We start from the raw sequence: 25,080 nt of genomic DNA, 5'->3' as shown, positions 1-25,080 counted from the left end.
TTTCACCTGAACTAATGTGCTTAATCTGTGCTTAGTGAATGATCTGAACAGACTTTTTATTGAATTGTGCTTACAAGGAGGGATGACTGCATGAAATTAGCCATTATTGCAGATGATTTGACCGGTGCCAATGACAGCGGGGTGCAGCTTGCCCGTCATGGCTTGAAGACCAGCGTTCTTTTTAATATGGATGAAGGCCCTCTTACACGTTACGATGCCGTCGTCTTTGATACAGATAGTCGTTCCATATCCCCGCAGGAAGCGTATGACCGGGTATATCGGGCTGCTGAATTGCTGACGAACAATGGATTTGAGACGATTTTCAAAAAAATGGACTCCACCATGCGCGGTAATATCGGCATCGAGATTGATGCTGTATATGATGTCGTAAAGCCGGACTTTATGATGATTGCCCCGGGTTATCCAAAAAATAACCGGACGATATTGGAAGGAATTCATTACCTGAACGGCGTTCCGCTGGCAGATACTGAAATTGCCCATGATCCGAAGACACCTGTAACGATTTCCTACCTTCCGGACTTGTTGAAACAACAGACCAAGTACGATGTTGGCGAGATCACCGTCGCCGATCTGGAAGCCGGGCAGAGTCATATTCGCACCAAGCTAGAGCAGTTGAAAACAAATAACATTCCGTATGTAATGGTGGACTCCACCGAAGAAAGACATCTGGAACTGATTCTGCAGATGACTCGCGAGTTGGAGTATACCTTTACTTGGGCAGGTTCGGCGGGCATTGCCAATTACCTCCCCGCACATTACGAGTTGGAATCCAGGGCTGCGTCACTTGATATCCCGGAGAATCCCGGTCCAATCCTAACGGTGGTTGGCAGCGTGAACAAGAATTCCCGTGAGCAGCTGCATCGCTTGATGCGCAAGTCCCGCGTGGCTTCAGTCTCCTTCCATTCCTTCAAAGCGGTATCCGCAACCACAGACCGCGCGGAAGAGATGGAACGTGTCTATAACGAAGTCCGAGACAAAGCGCTGGAAGGACAAGATGTTGTCCTCTACTCCACCGCTGAACAGGTGGATATCGAACTGGCACGGGCAACGGGCGAAGTTCGTGGTCTCAATCACACGGAAGTCAGCAACCAAATTGTACTCGCGATGGGTGAGATCTGTGCCAGACTGCTGGAAGAGGGACTTTTCAAAGGGGTCTCCATGACTGGCGGCGATACGGCAAAACAAATCTGTCTGAAATGGAATATCAGCGGCTTCGAGTTGCTGGATGAGCTTGAAATCGGCGTGCCGATCTCCAAGTTTATAGGGATTGATGATCTGCATGTGATTACCAAAGCAGGCGGATTCGGTAAACCCGATGTCTTTATTCATGCGATTCAAAAATTAAAAGGGGGTATTCTCGTATGAAACCTACAATTGGAATTACGATGGGCGACGCAGCAGGCATTGGACCGGAGATTATTATGAAAGCACTGGGTCATCAAGAGATGTACGATCAGTGCAATCCACTCGTTATTGGTGATGCAAAGATTCTGGAGCGTGTGTTGCCAGTCATCGGCTCAAGTCTGAACGTTAATGCGATTCAAGAGCCTTCCGAAGCCAAGTATGAATTCGGTACTGTGGATGTGATTGATCTGAACCTTGTTCCTGCGGATCTGGAATATGGTAAAGTATCGGCCGTGGCTGGAGATGCAGCATTCCAATTTCTCGCCAAAGCCATTGATCTTGCCAAAAAACAGCAGATTCATTCCATCTGCACCGCACCTTTGAACAAAGAAGCTCTCCATCAAGGGGGGCACCTGTATCCGGGACATACTGAGATTCTGGCTGACCTGACGGATACGCAGGACTTCTCAATGATGCTGACCACGCCGAATCTGCGTGTTATTCACCTGACAACACACATGGGTCTGATCGATGCTATTGCGAGTATTAATCCGGAAAGAACCTACACCGTCGTGAAGCTTGCTCATGATACGTTGAAAAAAGCAGGCTTTGAGAATCCGCGTGTTGCCGTATGCGGAATCAATCCTCATGCCGGAGAGAATGGCTTATTCGGCAACGGTGAAGAAGAAGAGAAACTACAGCCCGGCATTGAGCGTGCGCAGCAGGAAGGCATTAACGTCGTTGGTCCACTGCCGGCGGACACACTCTTCTTCCGCGCTGGTCGCGGTGACTTCGATATCGTTGTAGCCTGCTACCACGACCAAGGTCACGCACCAATCAAGGTAATGGGCATCGAGGAAGGCGTGAACATCACCGTTGGGCTGAAAGGCGGTATCATCCGTACGTCTGTCGACCACGGTACCGCCTTCGATATCGCCGGCAAAAATATCGCCGATGATAAAAGCATGCTGGCTGCCATCCGCTCTGCTATTGAGCTGGCGCCGAAGGATCAGGGATAACATCAAGATTCATTCGGTACATGCTTGAGTCTGATCGTAAGATCAATTGTATTCGTATCGGTATATATTCGGTATTCGATAAATAGAAGGAAAAAGGCAATCCCTTTGTAACTTAGAGGGTTTGCCTTTTTGTATATCGTCCACCCATTTATCCAGACCAATAGTCTTGGTTGGTATTATGGCCATCAAACATATGCTAAACTGATCATAATATGCAAGTAAAGTGTAGGACTCCTGTAGACCTGCAGTACACATCGATTACGTGAAGTTCACACCGACTTTAAATGATAAAAAGGAAGAGATTTAATGGGAAGAAAACAATCTTTTACTGAGACAGAGCTACTGGACACAACTAAAAAATTAATACTTGAGCATGGCTACGACGGTTTTCATCTCAAGCTACTCTCACAGCATCTGTCTGGAGCCCGGAGCACGATATATCAATATTACTCTAATAAAGAAGAGATTGTTGCTGCTTGTATGAAGCGCTCCATATCAACCGTATTAGAGAATTCATTAGCCATTGATGAGACAGATCCAATGGATGCCCTCGAACAATTGCTCCTCATTTACGCAGAAGAATCTACGCTCCATCAACTTTTGGGAGATGCTAGTAAAATTAATACGACTAATTCTTCCGCAGCAGCGAGAGATATTGAATTTATTGAGAAAGCACATATGACTCTTAAAATTCAATTATCACGCTTGTTTGAACGCGCTCAGCAGGATCAAGCTCTGCGACAAGATATTCCTCTACCTGTACTTATTGGTGTTTTTTTTAACTTAATTAATACGCCTAATATGCTAAATATCCCTACGCCTGATTGGGGTAAGCTGTTGTTTCAAATGTGGGTTGGGGGGGCCAAGAGCTAGATTTATTCTTGGATTAAATTTGACACATGTGTCATTTATATCGTTTAATTATATAAACCACGTGGCTGCACCTCTAATTTGACACATGTGTCAATAAAAAAACGAAAGAAGGAGTTGAACAGATCATGTTTTTAGCTATGAAGGAATTAATGCATAATAAAATGAAATTTTTAATGATTATTATTATTTTCGTACTAATGGCTTGGTTAGTCTTTATTTTATCCGGTCTGGGGAATGGATTATCTACGCTAGCTGCCTCAACATTCAAAACCATGAAGGCTGATTATGTCATCTTTGAAGAAGGAGCTCAGTCTTCCATGAGCAAGTCACTGCTGTCAGATCAATTGGTTGCTCAGGCAGAAAAGCTGCCAAATGTGGATGCTGCTGCACCCATGGGAAGTACGATGGCAACGGCACTGAAAGAGAATAGCACCAAGAATAAAGATAAGGTAGATATAGCGATTATAGGAATTGACCCAGGAAGCTTTTTGGAACCAGCTATTGTAGAAGGTGAAAGCCTGTCTTCCGAGAACCCTACGGGTGTCGTGGTGAATTCAACCATGAAAGATGAGGGCTATCAACTTGGGGACACCTTTCAACTGGATGGCACAACGGAATCATTGACGATTATCGGATTTGTGGAGAATCAGACGTATAACCACGTTGCATCCGTATTTACCCCAATGGCTGAATGGCGGAAGATTACCTTCGCGGCTCCAGGTTCAGATAAAGGAATTGCCGGACCGGTTAATGCGATCATGTTACAAGGCGAGAATATTGATCCAGAAGTTATAAATAAAGAGTTAGCCAGCACAGATACAGTTACCCGAGCAGCAGCTGTACAAGGAATGCCAGGATACAAAGAAGAGAACGGTACGATTCTAATGATGCTTACATTTCTACTCGCGATCTCTGCATTTGTACTCGGGGTATTCTTCTATGTCATTACGATGCAAAAAACCAACCAGTTTGGCATTATGAAAGCGATAGGCGCTAGTAACCGTTTCTTGGGAAAAGCCATTATCTCGCAAGTGTTTGTACTTTCGCTGACTAGTATTGTTGTTGGAATCTTGCTGACTTATGGGACAGCAGCAATTATGCCAAAAGGAATGCCATTTAAGCTGGAAACCAGTCTTGTCTTCAATTATTCTGTTATCTTGCTGGTTATTGCTATGTTAAGTTCACTGGTATCTGTTCGCAAAATTACTAAGATTGATCCGCTTAAGGCGCTCGGGAGGGTTGAATAATGAGTAAGGGACTGCACATGCGGGAAGTCACCATGTATTATGCCGAAGGAAACAATCAAATCACTGCACTCGATCATGTATCCATATCAGTAGAGCCGGGAGAGTTTGTTGCTGTGGTTGGACCTTCCGGTTCTGGTAAAAGTACATTCTTATCTATTGCTGGAGCCATGCTTAAAGCCTCTGAAGGAGAGGTTCAACTAAATGGGAATAACATTTCTGCACTTACTGAGAAAGAACTGTCTAATATTAGGTTGCAAGAAATTGGGTTTATTATGCAATCTTCGAATTTGGTTCCCTATTTAAATGTTCTTGATCAATTGCTCGTGGTAAAAAGAATGTCTGGCAAGGTTGGAAGGCAGGATAAGGAATTTGCCTCTAAGCTGTTAGAGGAACTGGGTCTGGGTTTGAAGTTGAACAGTTTCCCAGAAGAGCTATCAGGTGGTGAGAAGCAACGGACAGCCATTGCTCGTTCTTTAATGAATAATCCCAACATCATCTTAGCCGATGAACCAACCGCCAGTTTGGATACCAAACGAGCCCATGAAGTGGTCAGTCTAATTGCACGCGAGGTGAAATCACGCCAAAAAGCAGCCATTATGGTTACCCATGATGAGCGCATGCTTGAATATTGCGATAAAGTATATCGGATGAGTGATGGAGGATTATCCCTGGCAGAATCATGAATATACTGACACATCAACATACCCGTCATGTCCCTATCTATTCATGTTATGCAAGGCTTCTGTCCAGAAAATAACCACTTAAGTAGCGCTTTAGACCTGTCCATCACTACCCTCGTACATCTCATCTAGGTGCTCAAGTCACTCGGGTCTCGCCCGCAAGCATCATCTTACGTTCGCTCTGTGAAGGTCTGCTCTGGCGATAAGCACTTGGTGACATACCACTCTGTTTGTTGAAGATGCGATTGAACTGGGAGAAGCTTGCGAAACCGCACTGTGCAGCAATATCCGTAATTTTCTCCCTCGAATTCAGCAGCAATTGCTGGGCATTCCGAATACGAGTCATCTGCACATACTCCGTGAAGGTGAAGCCGGTGACTTTGTTGAATTGGCGAGACAAGTGATGGGCACTTACATAGAATTGCTTAGAAACCTCATCCAGAGATAAATCCTGTTGATAATGGCTATGAATATACGATGCAACGGCATACATACGCCGGGCCATCGATGATCCTGTCTCTTCACGAACGTACCCATTCTCTACCGAGTAACGATGAATCGCACACAGAAACTCAACAAATCTATGATGAATCACAACCTTTTGAAGTGCAGAAGGCTGCTGCGATATAGCAAAAATATCATTGATCGGCGTGAGGACTTCCTTGCGTCTTTCTTCTGTAAATCGGAATATCGGGATGGATTCATCAAAAATCGAAAACAGCTCATTGTAATCGCTCTCAAGACCAGGTGTATTACGTGGCATGGCAAAGGTGATCATCAATCGTTTCGGCGGGGCACCCTTCGGATATTGCGTTTTATGCAGCAAAGAAGGTCGCAACAGCACGATATCATAAGGTTGAATCTCGTACAAACTGCCTTCAATGATGTGCGCAGCCGTGCGATCCAGAAGAATACAGATTTCATAGAAATCATGGAAATGCTGAAACTCCATATTTAGATCATGAGAACGCTCGTCATAATCCAGATGATAAAAAAGCGAATCTCCAGGCTGGTTCACATGGATCGCATATCCCTGCTCGTATGCCAAAACCGATTGTGTCATGAACATGCCCCCATCCTGGTTCTAATGAGTTTATTTTAGCATGAAATGCAATAAAAAGACGTTATTTTCAGCATACAATACGTAGTTTCGCCCATTTCTCTTTTGTTATGATAAAGTTGATATGTTAGCGCTTGCAGAATTCTTGCTCCAACGACGACTACAGCCTGTACTTACTACAAACCAAGGTGGGAAACCAACATGAAAATGAATTCCTTGTATACTCGGATCCATACCATTGTTAAACACTTGGAACGTGCACGACTAACCTCAAAGACATATATCCCTGAGCTTTATCATAAAGAAAGTGGTTACCACTCCTGGGAACTGGTGCATGAGGACCCTTCCTCCTGGAACGTATTCCGTAAGGGTGATGGCTGGGGCGGCAAAGACGTACATAGCTGCTTCAAAACCCGCATTCAAATCCCGGATCATCTGGAAGGAAAAAAGGTCGTGTGTGCCATCGTCACCGGTGCTGACGATATCTGGAATTACGATAATCCGCAGTTTCTGGCATTCCTCAATGGGGAATTAATCTGCGGTCTGGATGTTAACCATACGGAGATTGACTTGACTCCATCCGCGGTGAAGGGCGAAGAGTTTGAGTTGGCATTATACGCGTATTGCAGTACGTCTGCAGCGGATGTTTTTCTAAATGTATATATCGCCGAGCATCATCAGCAAGTCTCCGATTTTTATTATGATCTCAAGGCTGCGCTGGATGCTGCGGATCTGCTGCGTGAGGATGATCTGGAGCGGCTGAAGCTGATCGAACATCTGAATAAAGCCGTGAATCTGCTGGATTTACGACAGGAAAACAGCACAGAATTCCATGCGTCGGTACTGGAAGCACGCCGATATCTGCAAGATCATGTCTATGGTGATATCCGCCCTGCCGGTGATCACATCCCTACCGTGCACTGTATCGGACACACGCATATCGATGTGGCATGGCTGTGGACGCTGGATCAGACTCGGGAGAAGGTCATTCGTAGCTTCGCCAGTGTGCTGTATCTAATGGACAAGTTCCCGGAGTATACCTTCATGTCCTCTCAGCCCCAGCTGTATGCATACCTGAAAGCAGATTACCCGTCCCTATATGAGAAAATTAAGGAAAAGGTGGCCGAAGGCCGCTGGGAAGCGGAAGGTTCAATGTGGCTGGAGGCCGATTGTAACCTGATTTCGGGTGAATCCATGATCCGTCAGATTGTCTACGGAAAACGTTTCTTCAAGGAAGAATTCGGCGTGGAGAACCGTGTGCTCTGGTTGCCGGATGTATTTGGTTATAGTGCAGCGATGCCCCAGATTATGCGCAAGAGCGGCATTGATTATTTTATGACAACCAAAATTGCCTGGAATGATACCAACCAGATTCCAAATGACACGATGTACTGGCGAGGAATCGACGGATCAGAGGTCCTCACCCATTTCATCACAGCAACAGACTATGACAAACATCCTGATTTCAGGCAGCGCCGCTTCGAAACAACCTATAATGGACGATTTAATGCTTCGCAAGTGAAAGGCACTTGGCAGCGTTACCAGAACAAAAACATCAATGCAGATGTCCTGCAATGTTTCGGATTCGGAGACGGCGGCGGCGGACCAACCGAGGAGATGCTGGAGCATGGCAGACGACTTGATATCGGACTGCCGGGTGTACCCGCAGTGAAACGTACCTTTGTACGCGAGTTTTTCGAGAAGCTGGAGCAAAATCTGACGGATGTTCCTTCCGTTCCCCGCTGGTCAGGTGAGCTGTATCTGGAGTATCACCGGGGGACCTACACGTCCATGGCGCGTAACAAACGGTACAACCGTCATAGTGAATTTGCGCTGGCTGATGCCGAGCTGTATGCCATGATTCATCGTCAGGCGAATGCACAGGCGGCCTATCCAACCGATGCACTGGAGCATGCATGGAAGCTGACGATGCTGAACCAGTTCCATGATATTCTCCCGGGCAGCTCCATTGAGCAGGTATATGTGGATTCCAAGGAGCAATATGAAGAAGTCCTGCGTGTCACCGATGAGCTGAAAGACAGCGCGCTGAACGGCATTGCAAGCCGAATTACGTCTGATGGCGAAGCCATTGTAGTATTTAACACGACCGGATTTGTACGGACGGATGTGGTTGAACTGCCTGCTTTTGCGAGAAAAGTAACCGTCTACGATGGAGATCGCCCTGTACCAAGCCAGCGGACTCCCGAAGGCGGACTTGTATTCCTTGCAGAGAACGTGCCTGCATCCGGGTATAAATCTTTCCGAATCACACCGGATCTAACAGGCGAGCTTGTTGCGGGAGTTTCGGTTGCACAGTGGGAAGCAGATCGGCGCCACATCCATACACCTTGGTACGATATTCACCTGAATGAAAGTGCCGAATTCACATCCGTATGGGACAAGCTGGAGGGCCGTGAGCTGCTTCAGTCTGGCAAGCGCGGTAACGTGTTGCAAGTGTTCGAGGATCGACCTGCGGAATACGAGGCATGGAACATTGACGATTATTATGAACAGCATATGTGGGAGATTAATGACCTGCAGTCGCTGGAGTGGGTTGAAAGCGGGCCCGTGCGTTCCGTGCTTCAAGTGAAGCGACAGTTCCTGGACTCGGTCATTGAGCAGACGATCATCTTCTATGCGCATACGCGCCGGATTGATTTCCGTACGTTTGTGGATTGGAAGCAGGAGCATTTGCTGCTGAAAGCCGCCTTCCCGCTCGATATCTGGAGTGAAAAGGCCGTCTACGAAATCCAGTACGGCAACGTTGAGCGTGCTACCCACCGTAATACGAGCTGGGATCAAGCCCGGTTTGAAGTATGCGGGCAGAAGTGGGCCGATCTGGCGGAGAACGGGTACGGTGCTGCTCTGCTGAACGACTGCAAATACGGATATGATATTCATAACTCGGTGATGCGACTGTCACTGATCAAGAGTGCAACGTACCCGAATGAAAATGCCGACAAAGAGCAGCACGTATTCACCTACGCGCTCTATCCGCATCAGGGCGACTTCCGTGAGGGACGTGTCATCCAAGCTGCTTATGATCTCAACCGTCCGCTGGTTGCCCGTGAAGTAAGTCCGCAAACCGGTACGTTGCCGGGAACATGGTCAATTGCATCGGTCGATCAGGATAGTGTCGTGCTGGAGGTTATCAAAAAAGCCGAGAACAACGATGATATGATCATCCGAGTCTACGAAGCACATGGCCGCCGCAGCCGTGCTTCCCTGCAATTGCCTGAGGGAGCAGGTGCTACGGCGTACGCGTGTGATTTGCTCGAGAATAACGAAGCGGAATGCGCCGTGGAAAATGGTCGAATTTCGTTTGATATCAAACCGTATGAGATTCTGACCTTCCGTATCCCTGCGGGACAGTAAACAGAAATTACGCAACATGAAAAACTGCAACATTGCTTACTATGCTTCAATAGTGAAGGGCTGCCTCCAGTCATATCTGACATGAGAGCAGCGCTTCATTTGTCGTTCTTTAAAATTCTTCGTACTCGCTTGGGTCCTGATCCCACAAACGTCCATCTGGACGATTAAATGCAGAGATGACCTGCATCTCTTCTGTGCTCAACTCAAAATCGAATATATCGATATTTTCCTGTTGATGCTGCAAGGAGCCGGCTTTCGGAATGGGAATGGAACCCAGCTGAACATGCCAGCGCAGAATGATCTGGGTTGGCGTTTTGCCATGCGTTTCCGCAATCCGAAGAATGTTCTCATCCTTCAGAATATCCTGCACGGCATCATTGCCACGTCCAATCGGACTCCAGGATTCATTCACGATGCCATGCTTTGTATCCTGTTCCCGCTGATCGGCTTGGTCAAAGAACGGATGCAGCTCAATCTGATTCAGACTCGGCGCTATCCCCGTTTCCTTAATCAGCCGTTCATTATGCTCAGGCAGGAAGTTGCTGACTCCAATGGATCGGATATATCCACGTTTTTTGGCTTCGATCAGCGCTTGCCATGCCTCGACATACATGTCCTTTTTCGGATTGGGCCAGTGAATCAGATACAGGTCGTAATAATCCAGATCCGCTCTGTACAGGGATTCCTGGATCGCCACAAGTGCTTTATCATGAGCGTGATAACGTCCCGGCAGCTTCGAGGAAATGAGCAGATCTTCTCTGGCGATGGAGCTTTGTTTGATTGCTCTGCCCACCGTTGCCTCATTCTCATAGTTATACGCCGTATCAATTAATCGATAACCCGCATCCATTGCGGACGCGATCGATTTAACGCCTTCTTCACCTTTTAAACTATAGGTACCAAATCCAATTGCAGGCACTTTCAAGCCATCGTTCAATGTATATTCCGGTATTTGATGATTCATCTGAAGACTCTCCTTTGCAAAAGGTATACGAACAATATGGTGAAAATAATGCCCCTCTCCGTTTATCTACCCCTCCATACGCACTTGAATCAATTGGAAGCCACCACTCCTTTTTAGTCGGGTGACGGCTTCCTCTTCTAGCTCTCATGAAGAGCGGTCTCCTTTTCATTCAAACGAAGAGATGGGCGTTGCCGATAACGGCTGATTGCCTATAAAGTTCTTAATGGCCATAGCAGCCTGCTTATACCCGCCAGCATCGCGTAACGTTTTCCCAATAACCTCAGCATGCTCCTTGTAGGAGGCATTACCGAGCACTTCTAAGACTGCATTTCTAAGCACATCGGGTGTAAGGTTATTTTTGTCCACAATGACCCCTGCTCCCAACTCCTGTACCCGGCCTGCTACACGCGGCTGATCCGATGTTAACGGAAGCATGATTAATGGTACATTGTAATACAAAGCTTCGCTGGTACTGTTCATGCCTGCATGTGTCAGAAAAGCATCTACACACTGCAACACTTCCAGTTGAGGGACATAGGGTCTTATGATGAAATTGTCAGGAATGAGATCAGCAATGGGCTCCAAATCGGTATCCTTCCCAGAAGATAATATAAACTGCACAGGCAAATCACGAAAGGCCGTAAAGCAAAGCTTATAAAACTCGAGATCTTTATTTAAAATGGTTCCCATCGAAATATAAACTGCCTGTTTGTAAAGAGCATACAAAGACTCGTTTGCAAAAGCTGGCGCATCCTTGCGTGGGATAATGGATGGGCCGGTGAACACAAAGCTGTCGTCCAGCTTGTCCCCCATGGGTTGAAAATAACGACTTGTATAGACAATCTTCAGTTGTCCTGAATGCCCTGAAAGTTCCGCCAGGGAAGGTACAGCCACATCGAATTGGGAAGCTATTTGCTGGGACATTTCCACGATGCTGTTATATAGCTCCTTGACCTCCTCCGTATCATCCTTCAGTTGATTGTCTGATCCAAGAGGCTCCACAAAAACAAAGGTGCTGGTTGAGCATACCGTTGGTATACCTAACTTCTCACCTAGAATTTGTCCTCCCCAGCCTATTATGGAGTCAAAAATGATATAATCGTAGGTTTCATGTTCGATCAGATTCAGAACATCTGGTATAAAGCGTTGAATCACTTTATTCAATATCATATATAAAAATTGGTAAGGATGTTTGAGTTCAAATGGCTTCATACCAGGGTTGTTGAGCAGGGTTGCCTCGTTGAAGGAATAGGCCTTAAATTGTGCGCCTAACGCTTCAATCTTCGTCCGGTATTTTTCTGTACAACAGTAGACCACTTCATCACTGTTCTCTACCAGTTCCTTGATTAATCCAAGCGACGGATTGATATGGCCTTCTGCAGGGATCATCACAACTAATACACGTGCCACGGCACTCACCTCCATTAAATTTTCCAACAATCAAAGCGGTACATTGTATATCCATATGATTGAGAAGATAAAGAAAAATAGAATATGGAAATCAAACCCATATAAACATACTATTAATTATTTCCATTTTTGTAAATAGTAAATATGTCACTTTTTAAATAAAAAAAAGCACCTTTACGGTGCTTCGGATCTCAATATCCGCTCGAATATTGTTTGTTTTCTTTCAGTTGCACGATATCATGTCCGGTTGGGTTCTGGAAGGCCCGTAGTCCAAATGTTGACGCCACCGCGAAGATATGGTCAAAGATATCCGCCTGAACGTTCTCATATACACCCCAGTTAATATCATTGCTGAATGCATAGATTTCCAGAGGCAGCCCACGATCTTCCGGTGCTAATTGTCGCACAATCATCGTCATATCTTTATTGATTTTTGGATGATTCCTCAAATATTGATGGATATATTCCCGGAATACACCGACGTTTGTCAGTTGTCTGCCGTTCACGTTGCTTTCGGTATTCACCTCGTGCTCCATGTTGTATGCTTGAATTTCCTTCAATTTTGCCGTGACATAATCAGTCAGGTAGTGGATTTTCTCAAATTCCGCCACCATCTCTTCCGTACAAAAACGGATACTGCTGATATCAATATAGATACTCCGCTTAATCCTTCTGCCGCCGGACACCTGCATGCCTCTCCAGTTACGGAACGAATCCGAAATGAGGGCGTAGCTGGGAATCATCGTAATCGTTTTATCAAAATTCATAACCTTTACCGTATTCAGTGTAATGTCGATGACGTCCCCGTCCGCATTATACTTTGGCATCTCGATCCAGTCACCAACGCGCACCATATCGTTCGACGATAGCTGTACACCAGCCACGAGGCCCAGGATCGAGTCTTTGAACACGAGCATTAATACTGCCGATAACGCCCCCAGTCCACTGAGGATAATGAGCGGGTTCTGTCCGATCAGGCTGGAGATGACGATAATGCCCCCGATTATGAACAGGACAATCTTGGCTACCTGAATGTAACTCTTGATTGGGCGAATCTTCGACACCTCATAGGTACGATAGATATCATCGAAGACATTCAGCAGAGCATTCAGAACCGTAATCATGATGACAATCATGTAGGTCATTGCTGCTTTTTCAATCAAAGCCTGATAGGGCGGGAAAATATAAGCAGAATAATAGATTATAATGGCTGGCACAAGATGCGACAGCTTCTGAAATAAATTTTTCTGCACCACGATATGGCCCCACTTGAAACGATTGTTACTCACGATACGATGCACTGTCTTCAGTACCACTCGTTTGGCAATAACATTCGCCATTACCGAGATTAGCGCGATAAAAATAACCATAATCACATTCGAAAGGTATCCAATGGAAGGTCCACTCATGCCGAGTTCTTCTAGTTGATTTCTGATAAAGTCCATTGTTTCCTCCTGACATAATCTAGTTTAGCCTATTATTATAAAGTAGTTTGAGAGGGCAAGCAAAGTTTGTGCTCCCGCTCCGTTCTTCCTATGTATTATATATATTAAAAAAAGACCCTGTCATTCAAAGAATGATGGGCCCACTTGCTTATGTCGTCTTTATATCATGCTCACGAGAAATGTCTAACAACTCACTCACCGTCACCAGACGGTACCCTTCCGCGACCAGTTCCTCCACCAGCACACGAACCGCCTCCACCGTCTGGGAACGATCCCCGTACCCATCATGGAATATAATCACGCTGCCGGGTTTCACTACAAACCGGGTATGCTCCAGAATGTGCTCAACACCGGGATTGTCCCAATCCCTCGCATCACCGTTCACCGCACCAATCGTGCGATATCCACGCTCCGCTGCCAGAGACAGTAGATCATCGTTTACGCCAAAATACGGCGGGCGGAAGCTGCGGGCAGGTTGCCCCGTAACTTTTTGAACAAGATTTTCTGCGCGTTGCAGCTCCTCCCCGGCTTCCTCCAGCGTCAACTTGGTCAGATCTGGATGCGTGTACGTATGGTTGGCAATCTCATGCCCTTCACGATGCACCTCCGCCGCAATCTCCGGGTGGTTCTCCATCTCTTGGCCAATCATGAAAAACGTCGCCTGCCCACCCGCATGGCGGAAAATCTCAAGCACTTGAGGTGTATACACCGGATGCGGCCCATCATCAAACGTGAACGCCACAACCTTTTCCCGAACTGACTCCTGCTCTACCATCGCGATATTGACCATAAATAATGACCCCTCTCTGCAACTGCCTGCTACATACTCCCTTATTATTCCATGACCACAGGCTCCGGTCTAGTCCAGAGATCACACCTTGCGAAATCCCGATCAACCCGATATCCACCAGAAAGAGAGTACAGCGAGCAAGCAGCGAGCCTTCTACCGCCACGCCCTCCAGTCCAGCACCCAGCTAACCTTTGATCGCACCTGCAATCATACTCTTCTGCACCTGTTTGTTCAGTAGCAGATAGATGACCACCGTTGGCACCGTCGTAATCATCAGTCCAGCACCAATGATACCCCATTGCGTAATGTACGTTCCCACCATCGACATCATGCCCACCGTCAATGTCTGGTAAGCCGTGTTATTGATAAACGTAACTGCAAACATCAGCTCATTCCAGCAGGACAGAAATGTGAAGATGGCTACCGTTGATATAGCCGGGGTTACCAGAGGCAGGATAATGGAGAAAAACGTCCGGTATATGCCGCAGCCGTCGATAACCGCCGACTCCTCCATCTCTCTTGGGATACCTTTGAAAAAGCTGCCCAGAATGAATACCGCCATCGGAATGCCAAATGCCACATAGGGAATAATCAGAGACCAGTAGCTGTTGAGCAGGCTCAGATTCTTCAAAATAATAAACAGTGGCAGCAGCGCCGCATGAATCGGCACCATCATGCCCAGCAAAATAATCGTCATCGTCAACCCGCTGAGCTTCCAGTTCATTCTCGTGATTGCGTAACCCGTCATGGAGGACAGGATCAGTACCAAGACAATGGAGGCCGCAGTAACCAGCACACTATTCATAAAATAGGTCAGCACATGGCCGTCGGACATTGCTTTGGTGTAGTTGCTCCACAGAAACGCTTTGGGCAACCCGGCCACATCACCGCTAAAGATCTCACTGTTATCCTTCAGGGAAAACAGCGCCAGCCAGATCAGCGGGTAGATCTGCACAATCGCGACGAGGATCAGAAACGCTTGCAGGAACACTTTCCCGATCGGTCCGGAGATGGACCTCGGCTTGGGCTTTTTTTGTAACATGACTTCTACGGTACTCATGCCTTTTGCCTCCCTCTACTCCGTTTTGAACAATGAATTAATGAGGATCGTACACACCAGACACTCCACAATGATGAAGACCGAGATCGCACTGCCATATCCATACCGGAACGTATCAAAAATGGTAGCGTACATCAGTGTGCTCGGCACTTCAGTGGTGTAGAACGGTCCGCCTCCCGTCAGCACATAGATCAGGTCAAACACCTTGAACGCACCGATGACGGAAAAAACAAGGCTTACCTTCAGAATCGGCTTCATTAGCGGGATCATAATGGACCACGCCGTGCGAATACGGGAAGCACCATCCATTCGAGCAGCTTCGAGCACATCCTGAGACACGGACTTTGCTCCTGCATACATTAGCAGCATGTGATACCCCACGTACTGCCACAAGGTCGGAATAAACGATGCCGCCAGGGCAGTGTCCTTCTGCCCCAGCCAGTCCTGTGCCAGGCTGGATAAGCCGATACTTTGCAGCAGCACATTCAGCAGGCCGTAATCGGCATTGTAGATTTTTGACCACAACTGGGCAATAACCACCGTTGAGATCAACACCGGGATGAAATACACGGTCCGGTAGAAACCTTCACCCTTGACGTTGGACGCCAGAATCAGTGCAAGTACCAACGAGATCGGCAGTTGAATGAACACCGAAGCACCTGCGAATAACAGGGAATTTTTGATCGAGTTCAGCACCCGGGTATCCGTAAACATCTCTACATAGTTGTCTAGGCCGATAAATGTCCCCCTACCCACGCCGTTCCAGTCCAGCAGACTGTAATAACTGGAGACAAAGATGGGAATAAGCACAATGCCGCAGAATAGAATCAGTGTGGGCAGTACAAAGACGGCTATCGTGCCTTTATTGGAAAATACAGAGTTCATTGTTGTTCTCCTCTCAAAGGCGTGACCGGGATATGCCGGACGACGCCTTGTTTGGGTTCATCTTCATTGTTAGAAGCGGTAGCATTGCAAGCTCACAAGGTCTATGCGCAAGATATTCACAGGTAATTTGCAAAGACTTGTAGTGTAAGGACCTAGGGCCTGTAAGCATTTAAGCTTGTAAGCTTGCACGCACGTATACCTGCCTACCTGTTTTCTATAGACTTAGCTCTGTTGGTTTGAGCTGTGCCATCTGTTTGCAGAACTCCTCCGGTGTTACATCTCCGGCAAGCAGTTGGGCAATCAGATTTTTGTGCGCTTCGGCAGACTCCGCTGGCAGAATGTTATCCCACCACGCGATGAATGAGGTCGCTGTTTTCATAATATCTGCCGCAGACAGATCAAGGGAGGACAGGCTGGACGTGTCGAGTGCATCTGTTTTCCAGCTTGGCAGGCCGGCTCCAGCCAGGAAACCTTGCGTACCAAGCTGTTCGCTCAGATACATGAGGAATTCCACGGCTTCCTTGGAATGTTTGGTATTCTGGTTGATGTAGAAGCCATCGACGGCTCCGCCGAAGATTTCGGTATTTGTGCCTTTGCCATCCTCAAACACCGGGAACGGAATCACTTTCACTTTGCCTTTGACTGCGGAGGAAGGGTCCTCAATTCCTGCATTCACCCAGTTGGCCTGGAACATCATCGCCCCGTTACCTGCATTAAATGCCCCAAGCATCTCGTCATAGCTCATGCTGAACATGCTGCTGTTGAACGCTCCTGCTTGCGCAAGCTGCTGCATTTTAGTCGCGGCGGCTACAAAGTCGGGCGAATCCCACTTCGACGGATCTTTAAAGGCTTCCATCACCGCAGCATTGCCTGCCTGACGCATCGCAATAATGTCGTACCAGTACATGCCCGGCCAGCGGTCCTTTTCCCCAATCACAGCCGGGGTGATCCCCGCCGCTTTCAGCTTGGAGACTGCATCCAGCAGTTCGTTATAGGTGGTCGGAATCTTGGCACCCGCCTGCTCAAACAGTTCCGTATTCACGTAAAGGTTGGCGATATGTGTGTACACGGGCAATGTGTAGATTTTGCCGTCCATATTGATGGCCTCAGCCATACCCGGGCCCATTCGTTCTTTGATATCGTCCGTCAGGTAACTTGAGATTTCCAGCACATTGCCGGATTTGATGTACGGCTGCATGAAGCTGCCGCCGCCCATACCGTAGAACAGGTCTGGCGCCTCACCAGCCGCAATCGATGTTTTGACTTTGGTTTTGTACTGTTCTCCTGTCGTGCCTGTACGTTCAACCTGGATGTCCGGATGCTCGCTGTTCCATTTCTCAACAATCTCGGGCAGCAGTTTGGCCGAAGGATCGGTATTGCCGACCGATTGATCCCACAGCGTCAGCTTGATCTTGCCATTACTTTCCCCCTGTGTACCACCGGACGAACCGGATGAACATGCCGCCAGACTGCTTACAATTCCCAGAGTCAGAATTAGACTTGCTGATTTTTTTAATAGCGCTTTCATCTCTATGGACCTCCCTATGTGTTTTAGTTCGTTCTAGCCCATATTTTAGGCGAACTGTGCGTTGTTCTCCATTTAGAAAACAGGCATCAATTTGTAATATTCGAACATATGTGGAATTGGAACTGGGGATACGCTCACACCTTCTCTACACTCCCGAGTTGGTATTCTCGTTTTTCAGGTTTTTACATTCCGATATTCGTTCATGGACCGACCGATATGTTTTTTGAACAAGACGCTGAAATAATGCGGGTCCGGGATGCCTACCTGCTGCCCGATCTCATACCCCTTTAAATCGGTCTGCTTCAGCAACGTTTCGGCCTTTCTCATACGAAGCTGCGTCATATATTCCACAAATGTCTGCCCGGTTTCTTTTTTCATCAGCCGCCCCAGATGGCCCGAACTTACGTAAAAAGCAGCCGCGGTGCTGGAAAGCCCCACTTCCGCATTGCCCATGTTCTCTTCAAGATAACCCTTCACCCGTTCGATCAGATTGCCTTCCTTGGCCTGTCGCTTGGCTTGTATGACATCCGATACGGTGCGGACATGCTGCCCCAGCATGCTTTTTAGTTCGGGCAGATGATCTGCTGTAAAAATGGCCGCAACGGCCTCTTTGTTCAATGCGTGCTCTCCCTCAATCTGCTGCTCTATGGCAGCACGCTGGCACTCCGTAACCACATCCATGGCTGCCATCCGAAACTGTGAAACGTCCGAGAACGGCACAGACAGCATACGCTCCAGCAACAATACGGCTTCTTCCCCCGCACCAACACTGACGTAAAATTGCAGTTGTTGGAGCAGCTGAGCATCCGAGTGGTAGGGCCTTTTCCCGCCTTCGATGACCAGATCCTCGAAGCAAATGACCTGATTCTTCCCCACAAACGCCTGATAATCGAGTGCACGACAAGCTTCCCGGTATCCCACACAGGCCCTCCCCCATCCTGATTGCCATTGCCCAATCCCTACGGTCACATCAACTTCACACCCTTCGAGCTTAAGCGAATGTTGAAGTTCTTCCTGAAGCTGCTGTATCTGATTGGCAAATTCCGTATCCACACCAAGTGAGAGCACAACTATCCGGTTATGCGGGTCCATGACGATAATGGTTTGCGAATCCTCCAGATAAAAGGCCTGAACCTGCTTCATGCCTACCATTCGCAGCAAAATATGTATTTCCTCAGCGGGTTGTCGATGCGCTTGTGTCTGATGCTGGCTTAATTGGGGCTGACCGTGCTGTTGTTGTTGAGGCCCTCGTTGTGTTTGGTGTGTTTGGTGATATGGTTCGGACAGATGAGGATATACCTCTGGTGCAGCTATCTTCACTTGCGGTACAGCAACCTCCACCTCCATTACTGCGATGCGTGATCCTGGTTCACCAGACGAGATAGGAATACCGAAGAAACGCGCATTCTCTTTTAGTTCATCCTCATGCATCACATCACTTAACCATTGATTCACAAATCGCTCCCTGAGATAAGGCAAGCTCTGCTTCATTTCCTCCCGCAGCTTCATCAGCTCGTACTCGCGCCCCATCTCCTGCTCGATTGCCACTCGCAGCTTCGCCGTAACCTGTAATAATTCAGAAGCACGGATGGGTTTCAAAATAAAATCGGATATGCCCAGCTTCACACTCTGACGAGCATATTCAAATTCATCATGTCCCGTCACAACCACGATTTTTATGTTCGGGTAACGCTCCATGAGGATGCCGCTTAGTTCAATGCCGTCCATCTTTGGCATGTATATATCCGTGAACACAATGTCTGGACGCAACAGCTCAACCTGATTCAAAGCCTCTTCAGCATCGGAGGCCTCGCCAATGATACTCATGCCTTGTTGCTCCCAATCGATACGCATGCGTAGCAGATTTCGGATGAGGTACTCATCATCCACAATCAATACCTTTAATGGTTCCACAGTTAATTCCATGATTCATCGGCTCCCTTCGGGATCGTTATGATAATGGTGGTTCCTTTTCCAACTTCGCTCTGAAGCTTGAGTCCATCTTCTCTGTCATAAAAAATGCGGAGCCGCTCCATCGTCCCCCATAAGCCAAAGCTTGGATTGTGTTTAGCGTTATAGGTAGGACTAGAAGTATTAGAAGTATTAGATGAGTTAGATGAGTTAGAACGGTTAAACCTGTTCATTTCTGTGCGTTGAACCTGTTGCACGTCTTCCTCGGACATGCCGACTCCGTCGTCAGTGATCGTTAGAACTACTCCCTCCTTGGATCGACCAGCTTGAATGCGTATCGTGCCTGGGCTGCCTTTTGGACGAATACCATGATACAGCGAATTTTCCACCAGTGGCTGGAGCACGAGCTTGGGAATCATCACACGCTCACAATCTGGAGCAATATCGTACTGCACCTCAAATACACCCGGGTATCGCACCTGCTGTATCGTCAGATAATTGCGTACAATCTCAACCTCTTCGTGCAGCGTAATCAGTTCACGGCCTTTGCTGACACTCAGCCGATAGTAACTTCCAAGCGCTTCTAACAGCTCACATACCTTGTCGTTCATGCCCGACATCGCCAGGGAGGTAATGGAATCAAGTGTGTTGTATAGAAAATGCGGCTTGATCTGCGCCTGAAGTGTATTCAGCTCTGCTCGGCGGATCGTCTGCTGCTCCTGAATGATGCGTTTTAGCATCTGGTCAATCTGCTCAATCATCTGGTTGTATCCTCCATATAGCTGTGCGAATTCGTAGCTGTTCAGCTCAACCGTCACTTTGCGGAAGTTGCCGCTTGGCGCTTTCTGCATGGAACGAAGCAGCTTGTGAATCGGCTTAATGACGCTGCGAGAGATGATGAACGAACTGATGAAAAAGACCGTCCCGTTCACTGCGAGTAGAATCAACGCAAGCAGCACCATGGATTTATTACGGGTATCTGTAGCCTGGTATGGGCTCATGCTGATGAATTTCCACTGATCATCACCAGCCGAACGATAGGTCACCGCATTTTCCTGACCACCCGATTGCAAGGTGATGAAACCGGAGGATTGCTCTTGAAATGTTTGTTTTAACTTGGCCTGATTGGCCTCTAACATCTCTTGCATCCCTCCCTGTCCAGAAGCCGCAGACATGGATGCGTCGGATACAGCAGGCCCGGCCTTCTTTCCATCGGTTGCGTTCGTTGCGATCACCTGCTGATGCTCATCCAGGATGGCCACCTGAAATGAATCCGGTGCAGACAGGTTGGCATAGGCCTGAGCAATGGATTTTCCCTTGATGTTCATGACCAGAAATCCAAGTGGAGACGTATCATCCAAATCTCGAATGAGTCGAATAAATGAGACCACCTCGTGCCCATCATTCTCACCCGTCGTCGAGACTCCGCCGTCGTTGTTGCCACCATTCAGCCTGAGCAGATATCGTCCGTTGTGCTTCAGTGCCTGTTCGTACCATGGCGCTTCCTTCACATTCGCTTCCATAAACGTGGGCCATTCCTGAGTACCGACCGAGAATCGATGCCCCGAATTATCGTAAATATAGACTGAATCGATAATTGGAACCGCTTGCATAAGATTGGTCAAATACGCGCTGACCTTGGACTGTGTCTGTAAATTGGAGTACACATTGCCCTGCCGCAGCAGGTTCTGCAAGTTGGGATCGGAGAAAATCATTTTCGAATAATTGTTCACGTTCTCGATCATCAGATTAACGTTGGTTTCAATGGATGTAATCGTCTGCAGTGATGCTTCATTGATCTTTCGCTGCGCGTCACTTTCCGAGATTCGATTCAACACCAACGCACTGAACGCCACCGTTAGCAGAATAATGACAAAGTAAGCAAACGGGATTTTAAAAGCCAGCGTCTTGGGCTTGCGTTGAATGAACTCTTTAAAACGGGGAGTCCAATTCTTCTTCATTGCACTGGTGTTCGCTTTTGTATTTGCGTTTACTTCTGCATCGGTCTCAACATCTAATTGAGTTGTTGCTTTCACTTTTGTTTTTCATCTCCTTCTGTTGTTGCTCCTGCATCTGTTTTTGCATCTTTTGCTCTGTGTTTCACTGTGCCCCTCCTTTGGTTCCGATGTGTGATGGGTTTATCGGTTGTGATCGGATGATCTGTTGTGATATCCACCACTCTCTCGGATTTTATACAATTGTATATTATAGGACTGTGTATGGAGCAGGCTCAACTCTTTTTATCGCTTACGGATGGGTTGACTGAGTGAAGTAGAATGAGGCTTTGGGGATCTGATTGTTGTGAATGCAACGGGTAGGGCCCCCGTAATTGGAGCCGCAAGGAGTATTGCTTTATAAAATGTTGGAGGTACAGATAATAAGTTGTGGTTTGTGCCGGATAGAGAGAGAGAAGCGGGGGAAGCGGATGATCTGAGTACACAAAAGACGATGATAAACGTCTACCTTGATATGGCATACTTCTGAGCAAAATTACGATATGTACGAGCATAATTCTTGCTACTGACAGTGTGTTGATCGAGTGGTTAAGTTTGGGGGAGTCCACTCATCGTTTTCTTGTATCATGAATTTAAGTGGGGAAAGTGTCGGGGCAAACTGCCCTCGGGCAGGACAAGTACAGAGTTCGTTATGGTATGAAACAGCGAATCGTGATCAAAGCGAGAATTCGGTAACGCCTTTTTTGGAGGCATATTTCAGCGTGTAGCTTCCTTCTGTTCCATATGGCATCGTAGCGATTTGGATGCGGGTGTAATCCAACCGACTCTCTCTCAGCACTTTTTTAATTAGCGCTATGCTCCGATCCTCGTCCGTTACCACACAGAAAATGTTCATTACATATTCCTTCGGATCAGCCACACGGCTACCCAGATCGCATCCATCTACCTCTCCCAAATCCGCCTGGGTTAGAACGGTTTCCAGATATTCCATCACCTTTTCCTTCAACCAATGATCCCGTTTGCTGCCCTGCGCGCTCTTCAGCGGATATTGCACCACAAGCCAGTATTTTTCACTCATTCAGCTTCACCAACCAGTCTTTATATGATGGGACACTACGTTATGTGTAGGGCACTTGAACGATAAGGTGCATATGTTAGCCTTACATTCCTCCAGTTCAAAATGGGCTAGATCATTGACCTTACTGCTTTTTGGAATTGTACTGCCCTTCCATTTGCAGGATGAGGAACATGGTGATGTTTAATGAGATGGGAGCTTAACGTGTCTGCTGACTTTCTGCCAATAGCCACGATCTGAGCACCAGGATTCAGTTGCATAAGCTGTCTCGCGAATAACACACCAGCCTCCAACTCTGCCAAAGTCGGCGTTCGATTCGTCATCCTGTTTGCAGGAGATTGATAGGGATGAAAGGGATAGATGTTCCAAAATATAAAGTCCGTTGGTTTCCACCTTGAACTGGATAACACTTCGCCCCATATGATGGATGCTGTCGGTTCTGCGAATCCATACAGCGCCTGACTCCGGTTAGGTTTAGCGATATTGGGCAGGCTTGTTCGCACACCCGGTTTGCCTGAAAAAATCATCTGGTGATTCACCAGCGAGTGATTCCCGGTAACCATTCGCTCGGACGTCAAGGGTACGCCGGTGAACCTCGCCCCTTGATATCCCACGGCTTCCGCGATAAAAATGTACCGAGCCTTGGACATTCTTGGTTCCAAATACCTGACCAAATGTTCAGAACGAATCTTCACCGCTTCGGGGCCGATATCATAGCCCGCCACATAATCTCTCCAAGGATTAATCACATTTACGGGCGAGACATATGCTTGTATCCCTGCAACAAACTCGTGGATCTGTTGCTGCGTTTGGCTCATGCTTTTTTGCCTCCTTTGGGAGATTACAGAGTAAATCGGGCTTGCATCAGCTTATTTCACAAAGATTATATCATAAACAGAAAAACCACCAACCAGACCGCTGGTTGATGGTGGATAGAAACTGTAGAAAACTATTGCGGTATAACTTCTTCCCACTGACCATTGGTGGTTTCTTTGTAGGTAAGAAGGTTTCCATCATACTTTCCCTGAATAAAGTTAGAACCCGCTTCTTTCCATTCCTTAGTAACAGATAGGACAACTTTAGAATCCTGTAAATTTATTGGAACATACTTTCCTCTTGATAAATTTATCTCAAAGGCTACTGGATAAAAATCGTACCAGAATAGTTTGTCTGATTTCTCTCCCAGTATACCCGCATCACCACCTTTAGAGAAATGAGGACTGATGACTCGAAACCTGAACTCTAACCACTTTCTGGGATCTAAAGGAAATTCATAATGACTATCGGGCTCCACTATAATATATGACTTTTCAGGAACTGGGTGTTGAACTTGAACTTTGTGCTCGATTATTTCTTTTGATATTATTCGAAAAACTAAATATACCAATATGAATAGTATCGAAGTAATTACAGGTAATTTAGGCTTGTTCCTCAAAAAAACACTCAATCCAAGACCAATAATTAACGGAAACCATATCCATGGATCTCCCAATGTAATGGCTTCCATAATATATGATTTATCGCTAAGGGGATAGAATGCTGGTAAATCATGTCCCATATAGTCTAAAAATAAGTGTCCAAACAAGACAGACAAAATAGAAGATCCCCAGATTAATTTGAAACTTGTCTTTCTATAGAACAGTTTTGTCAAATAGGCTATTCCTAAAACTAAAAAGGGTGTAAATAAAACCGAATGGGACCACGGAGCTACACTTCTATCCCCGAAAATATCAGGGATTATTCCACACAATGCACCCGAGCATAGACATATCATAAGATCTTTCCATGTATTCCTTGGCAAAAAACAGTATGCAATTACCGCCCCAAGAAGAGCATGTGATAGAACATGAAAAAACAAATATAAATACGGATCCAAAATAACTACTCCTTTACTCTGTCAGTATTAAAAATATGGTATTTAATGTTAAACGTTATAAATTAGTTTTTATATGAAAGACCCTGAGAGCCGAACATCTTCCAAAGGTCTGTGGCGAGTAGTCTCCGTTTGGATGTATCCAATCTATTTTCTTAGATCAAAAATTCGGGCCCAAGCTAGCCCAGGCTTCACAAAATAGAATCAACAAGCTTTAAATTCCCTAAACCATTAATGCCTCGTATGTATTTTCTATTATCATAATTCAGTCTAGCTAAAAGTTTGTTTCCGTTCATGTTGATTGGACTTATTTAAATTTTTTTCGAGCTGTTCTCGATTTTTCAACATCTTGAGTCCGCCAATCTAAATTTCTGTTTAGATTATATCATAATAAATGGAAAAGCCACCAACCAGAACACTGGTTGGTGGCTTTTGACTTGACTCTAATGGAGGCGAACCGTGGCTATGCAAAACCACAATTCGCCGCAATTTCTACCTGGTCGGGCTTGCTCAAGTCCGTAGGTATTTTACGACCCGAAAGTGATCCCTTTTGGAGTTCATCTTT

General features: G+C 46.7%; 19 protein-coding genes. 6 read left to right on the top strand and 13 right to left on the bottom strand.

Annotated features, from left to right (window positions below; genetic code table 11):
- Positions 1-90 precede the first annotated feature (90 nt).
- The 5 genes from AC6CIF_RS22590 to AC6CIF_RS22570 all read left to right on the top strand — a co-directional run bounded on the left by AC6CIF_RS22590 (position 91) and on the right by AC6CIF_RS22570 (position 5,187).
- Positions 91-1,386, top strand: a complete 1,296-nt coding sequence (locus AC6CIF_RS22590; protein WP_498201623.1) for a four-carbon acid sugar kinase family protein — start codon at positions 91-93, stop codon at positions 1,384-1,386.
- Positions 1,383-2,384 (top strand): 4-hydroxythreonine-4-phosphate dehydrogenase PdxA, encoded by a 1,002-nt coding sequence (pdxA, locus tag AC6CIF_RS22585; RefSeq protein ID WP_017691213.1) that lies wholly within the window; start codon positions 1,383-1,385, stop codon positions 2,382-2,384. The genes AC6CIF_RS22590 and pdxA overlap by 4 nt, the downstream gene beginning before the upstream one ends.
- Positions 2,385-2,690: 306 nt before the next feature.
- The gene (locus AC6CIF_RS22580) at positions 2,691-3,257 is read left to right on the top strand and encodes a TetR/AcrR family transcriptional regulator (RefSeq protein ID WP_076210202.1); all 567 of its coding nucleotides are present in this window, start codon (positions 2,691-2,693) and stop codon (positions 3,255-3,257) included.
- A 125-nt stretch (positions 3,258-3,382) separates the two neighbouring features.
- On the top strand, positions 3,383-4,504 hold the full coding sequence (locus AC6CIF_RS22575) for an ABC transporter permease (RefSeq protein ID WP_498201622.1): 1,122 nt from the start codon (positions 3,383-3,385) through the stop codon (positions 4,502-4,504).
- Positions 4,504-5,187, top strand: a complete 684-nt coding sequence (locus AC6CIF_RS22570) for an ABC transporter ATP-binding protein (RefSeq protein WP_498201621.1) — start codon at positions 4,504-4,506, stop codon at positions 5,185-5,187. Before AC6CIF_RS22575 ends, AC6CIF_RS22570 begins: the two co-directional genes overlap by 1 nt.
- A 133-nt stretch (positions 5,188-5,320) precedes the next feature.
- Here the strand turns inward: AC6CIF_RS22570 and AC6CIF_RS22565 are convergent, their stop codons facing one another.
- Positions 5,321-6,247 (bottom strand): helix-turn-helix transcriptional regulator, encoded by a 927-nt coding sequence (locus tag AC6CIF_RS22565; RefSeq protein WP_498201620.1) that lies wholly within the window; start codon positions 6,245-6,247, stop codon positions 5,321-5,323.
- Positions 6,248-6,445: 198 nt separating this feature from the next.
- Between AC6CIF_RS22565 and AC6CIF_RS22560 the strand changes: the two genes are divergently transcribed.
- Positions 6,446-9,619, top strand: a complete 3,174-nt coding sequence (locus tag AC6CIF_RS22560; RefSeq protein WP_498201619.1) for an alpha-mannosidase — start codon at positions 6,446-6,448, stop codon at positions 9,617-9,619.
- Positions 9,620-9,728: 109 nt separating this feature from the next.
- Here AC6CIF_RS22560 and AC6CIF_RS22555 read toward each other — a convergent pair whose 3' ends face one another.
- The 12 genes from AC6CIF_RS22555 to AC6CIF_RS22500 all read right to left on the bottom strand — a co-directional run bounded on the left by AC6CIF_RS22555 (position 9,729) and on the right by AC6CIF_RS22500 (position 24,518).
- The gene (locus tag AC6CIF_RS22555) at positions 9,729-10,583 is read right to left on the bottom strand and encodes an aldo/keto reductase (RefSeq protein ID WP_076329620.1); all 855 of its coding nucleotides are present in this window, start codon (positions 10,581-10,583) and stop codon (positions 9,729-9,731) included.
- Positions 10,584-10,748: 165 nt separating this feature from the next.
- Positions 10,749-11,993, bottom strand: a complete 1,245-nt coding sequence (locus AC6CIF_RS22550) for a macrolide family glycosyltransferase (RefSeq protein ID WP_498201618.1) — start codon at positions 11,991-11,993, stop codon at positions 10,749-10,751.
- A gap of 191 nt (positions 11,994-12,184) precedes the next feature.
- Positions 12,185-13,438, bottom strand: coding sequence for a mechanosensitive ion channel family protein (locus AC6CIF_RS22545; protein WP_498201617.1), 1,254 nt, complete (start codon positions 13,436-13,438; stop codon positions 12,185-12,187).
- 148 nt (positions 13,439-13,586) lie between these two features.
- Complete coding sequence (locus tag AC6CIF_RS22540; protein ID WP_498201616.1) at positions 13,587-14,228, bottom strand: polysaccharide deacetylase family protein; 642 nt, start codon at positions 14,226-14,228, stop codon at positions 13,587-13,589.
- 184 nt (positions 14,229-14,412) lie between these two features.
- Positions 14,413-15,288, bottom strand: coding sequence for a carbohydrate ABC transporter permease (locus tag AC6CIF_RS22535; RefSeq protein WP_017691224.1), 876 nt, complete (start codon positions 15,286-15,288; stop codon positions 14,413-14,415).
- Between the two features lie 15 nt (positions 15,289-15,303).
- Positions 15,304-16,173 carry a carbohydrate ABC transporter permease gene (locus AC6CIF_RS22530; protein ID WP_498201615.1) on the bottom strand — a complete coding sequence of 290 codons (870 nt, stop codon included), beginning with the start codon at positions 16,171-16,173 and terminating at the stop codon, positions 15,304-15,306.
- A 214-nt stretch (positions 16,174-16,387) separates the two neighbouring features.
- A complete protein-coding gene (locus AC6CIF_RS22525; protein ID WP_036616255.1) occupies positions 16,388-17,701 on the bottom strand; it encodes an extracellular solute-binding protein in 1,314 nt (437 codons plus the stop codon).
- A gap of 174 nt (positions 17,702-17,875) precedes the next feature.
- Positions 17,876-19,627 carry a response regulator gene (locus AC6CIF_RS22520; RefSeq protein WP_498201614.1) on the bottom strand — a complete coding sequence of 584 codons (1,752 nt, stop codon included), beginning with the start codon at positions 19,625-19,627 and terminating at the stop codon, positions 17,876-17,878.
- Positions 19,618-21,648 carry a cache domain-containing sensor histidine kinase gene (locus tag AC6CIF_RS22515; RefSeq protein WP_498201613.1) on the bottom strand — a complete coding sequence of 677 codons (2,031 nt, stop codon included), beginning with the start codon at positions 21,646-21,648 and terminating at the stop codon, positions 19,618-19,620. Before AC6CIF_RS22515 ends, AC6CIF_RS22520 begins: the two co-directional genes overlap by 10 nt.
- 634 nt (positions 21,649-22,282) lie before the next feature.
- On the bottom strand, positions 22,283-22,645 hold the full coding sequence (locus AC6CIF_RS22510) for a hypothetical protein (protein WP_315939084.1): 363 nt from the start codon (positions 22,643-22,645) through the stop codon (positions 22,283-22,285).
- Between the two features lie 107 nt (positions 22,646-22,752).
- On the bottom strand, positions 22,753-23,460 hold the full coding sequence (locus AC6CIF_RS22505; protein ID WP_498201612.1) for a uracil-DNA glycosylase: 708 nt from the start codon (positions 23,458-23,460) through the stop codon (positions 22,753-22,755).
- A gap of 131 nt (positions 23,461-23,591) precedes the next feature.
- Positions 23,592-24,518, bottom strand: a complete 927-nt coding sequence (locus tag AC6CIF_RS22500) for a metal-dependent hydrolase (RefSeq protein WP_498201611.1) — start codon at positions 24,516-24,518, stop codon at positions 23,592-23,594.
- Positions 24,519-25,080: the final 562 nt, after the last annotated feature.

This window comes from Paenibacillus sp. GQ49 (assembly GCF_059759055.1).
This window is presented reverse-complemented; position numbering and strand designations above follow the sequence as displayed.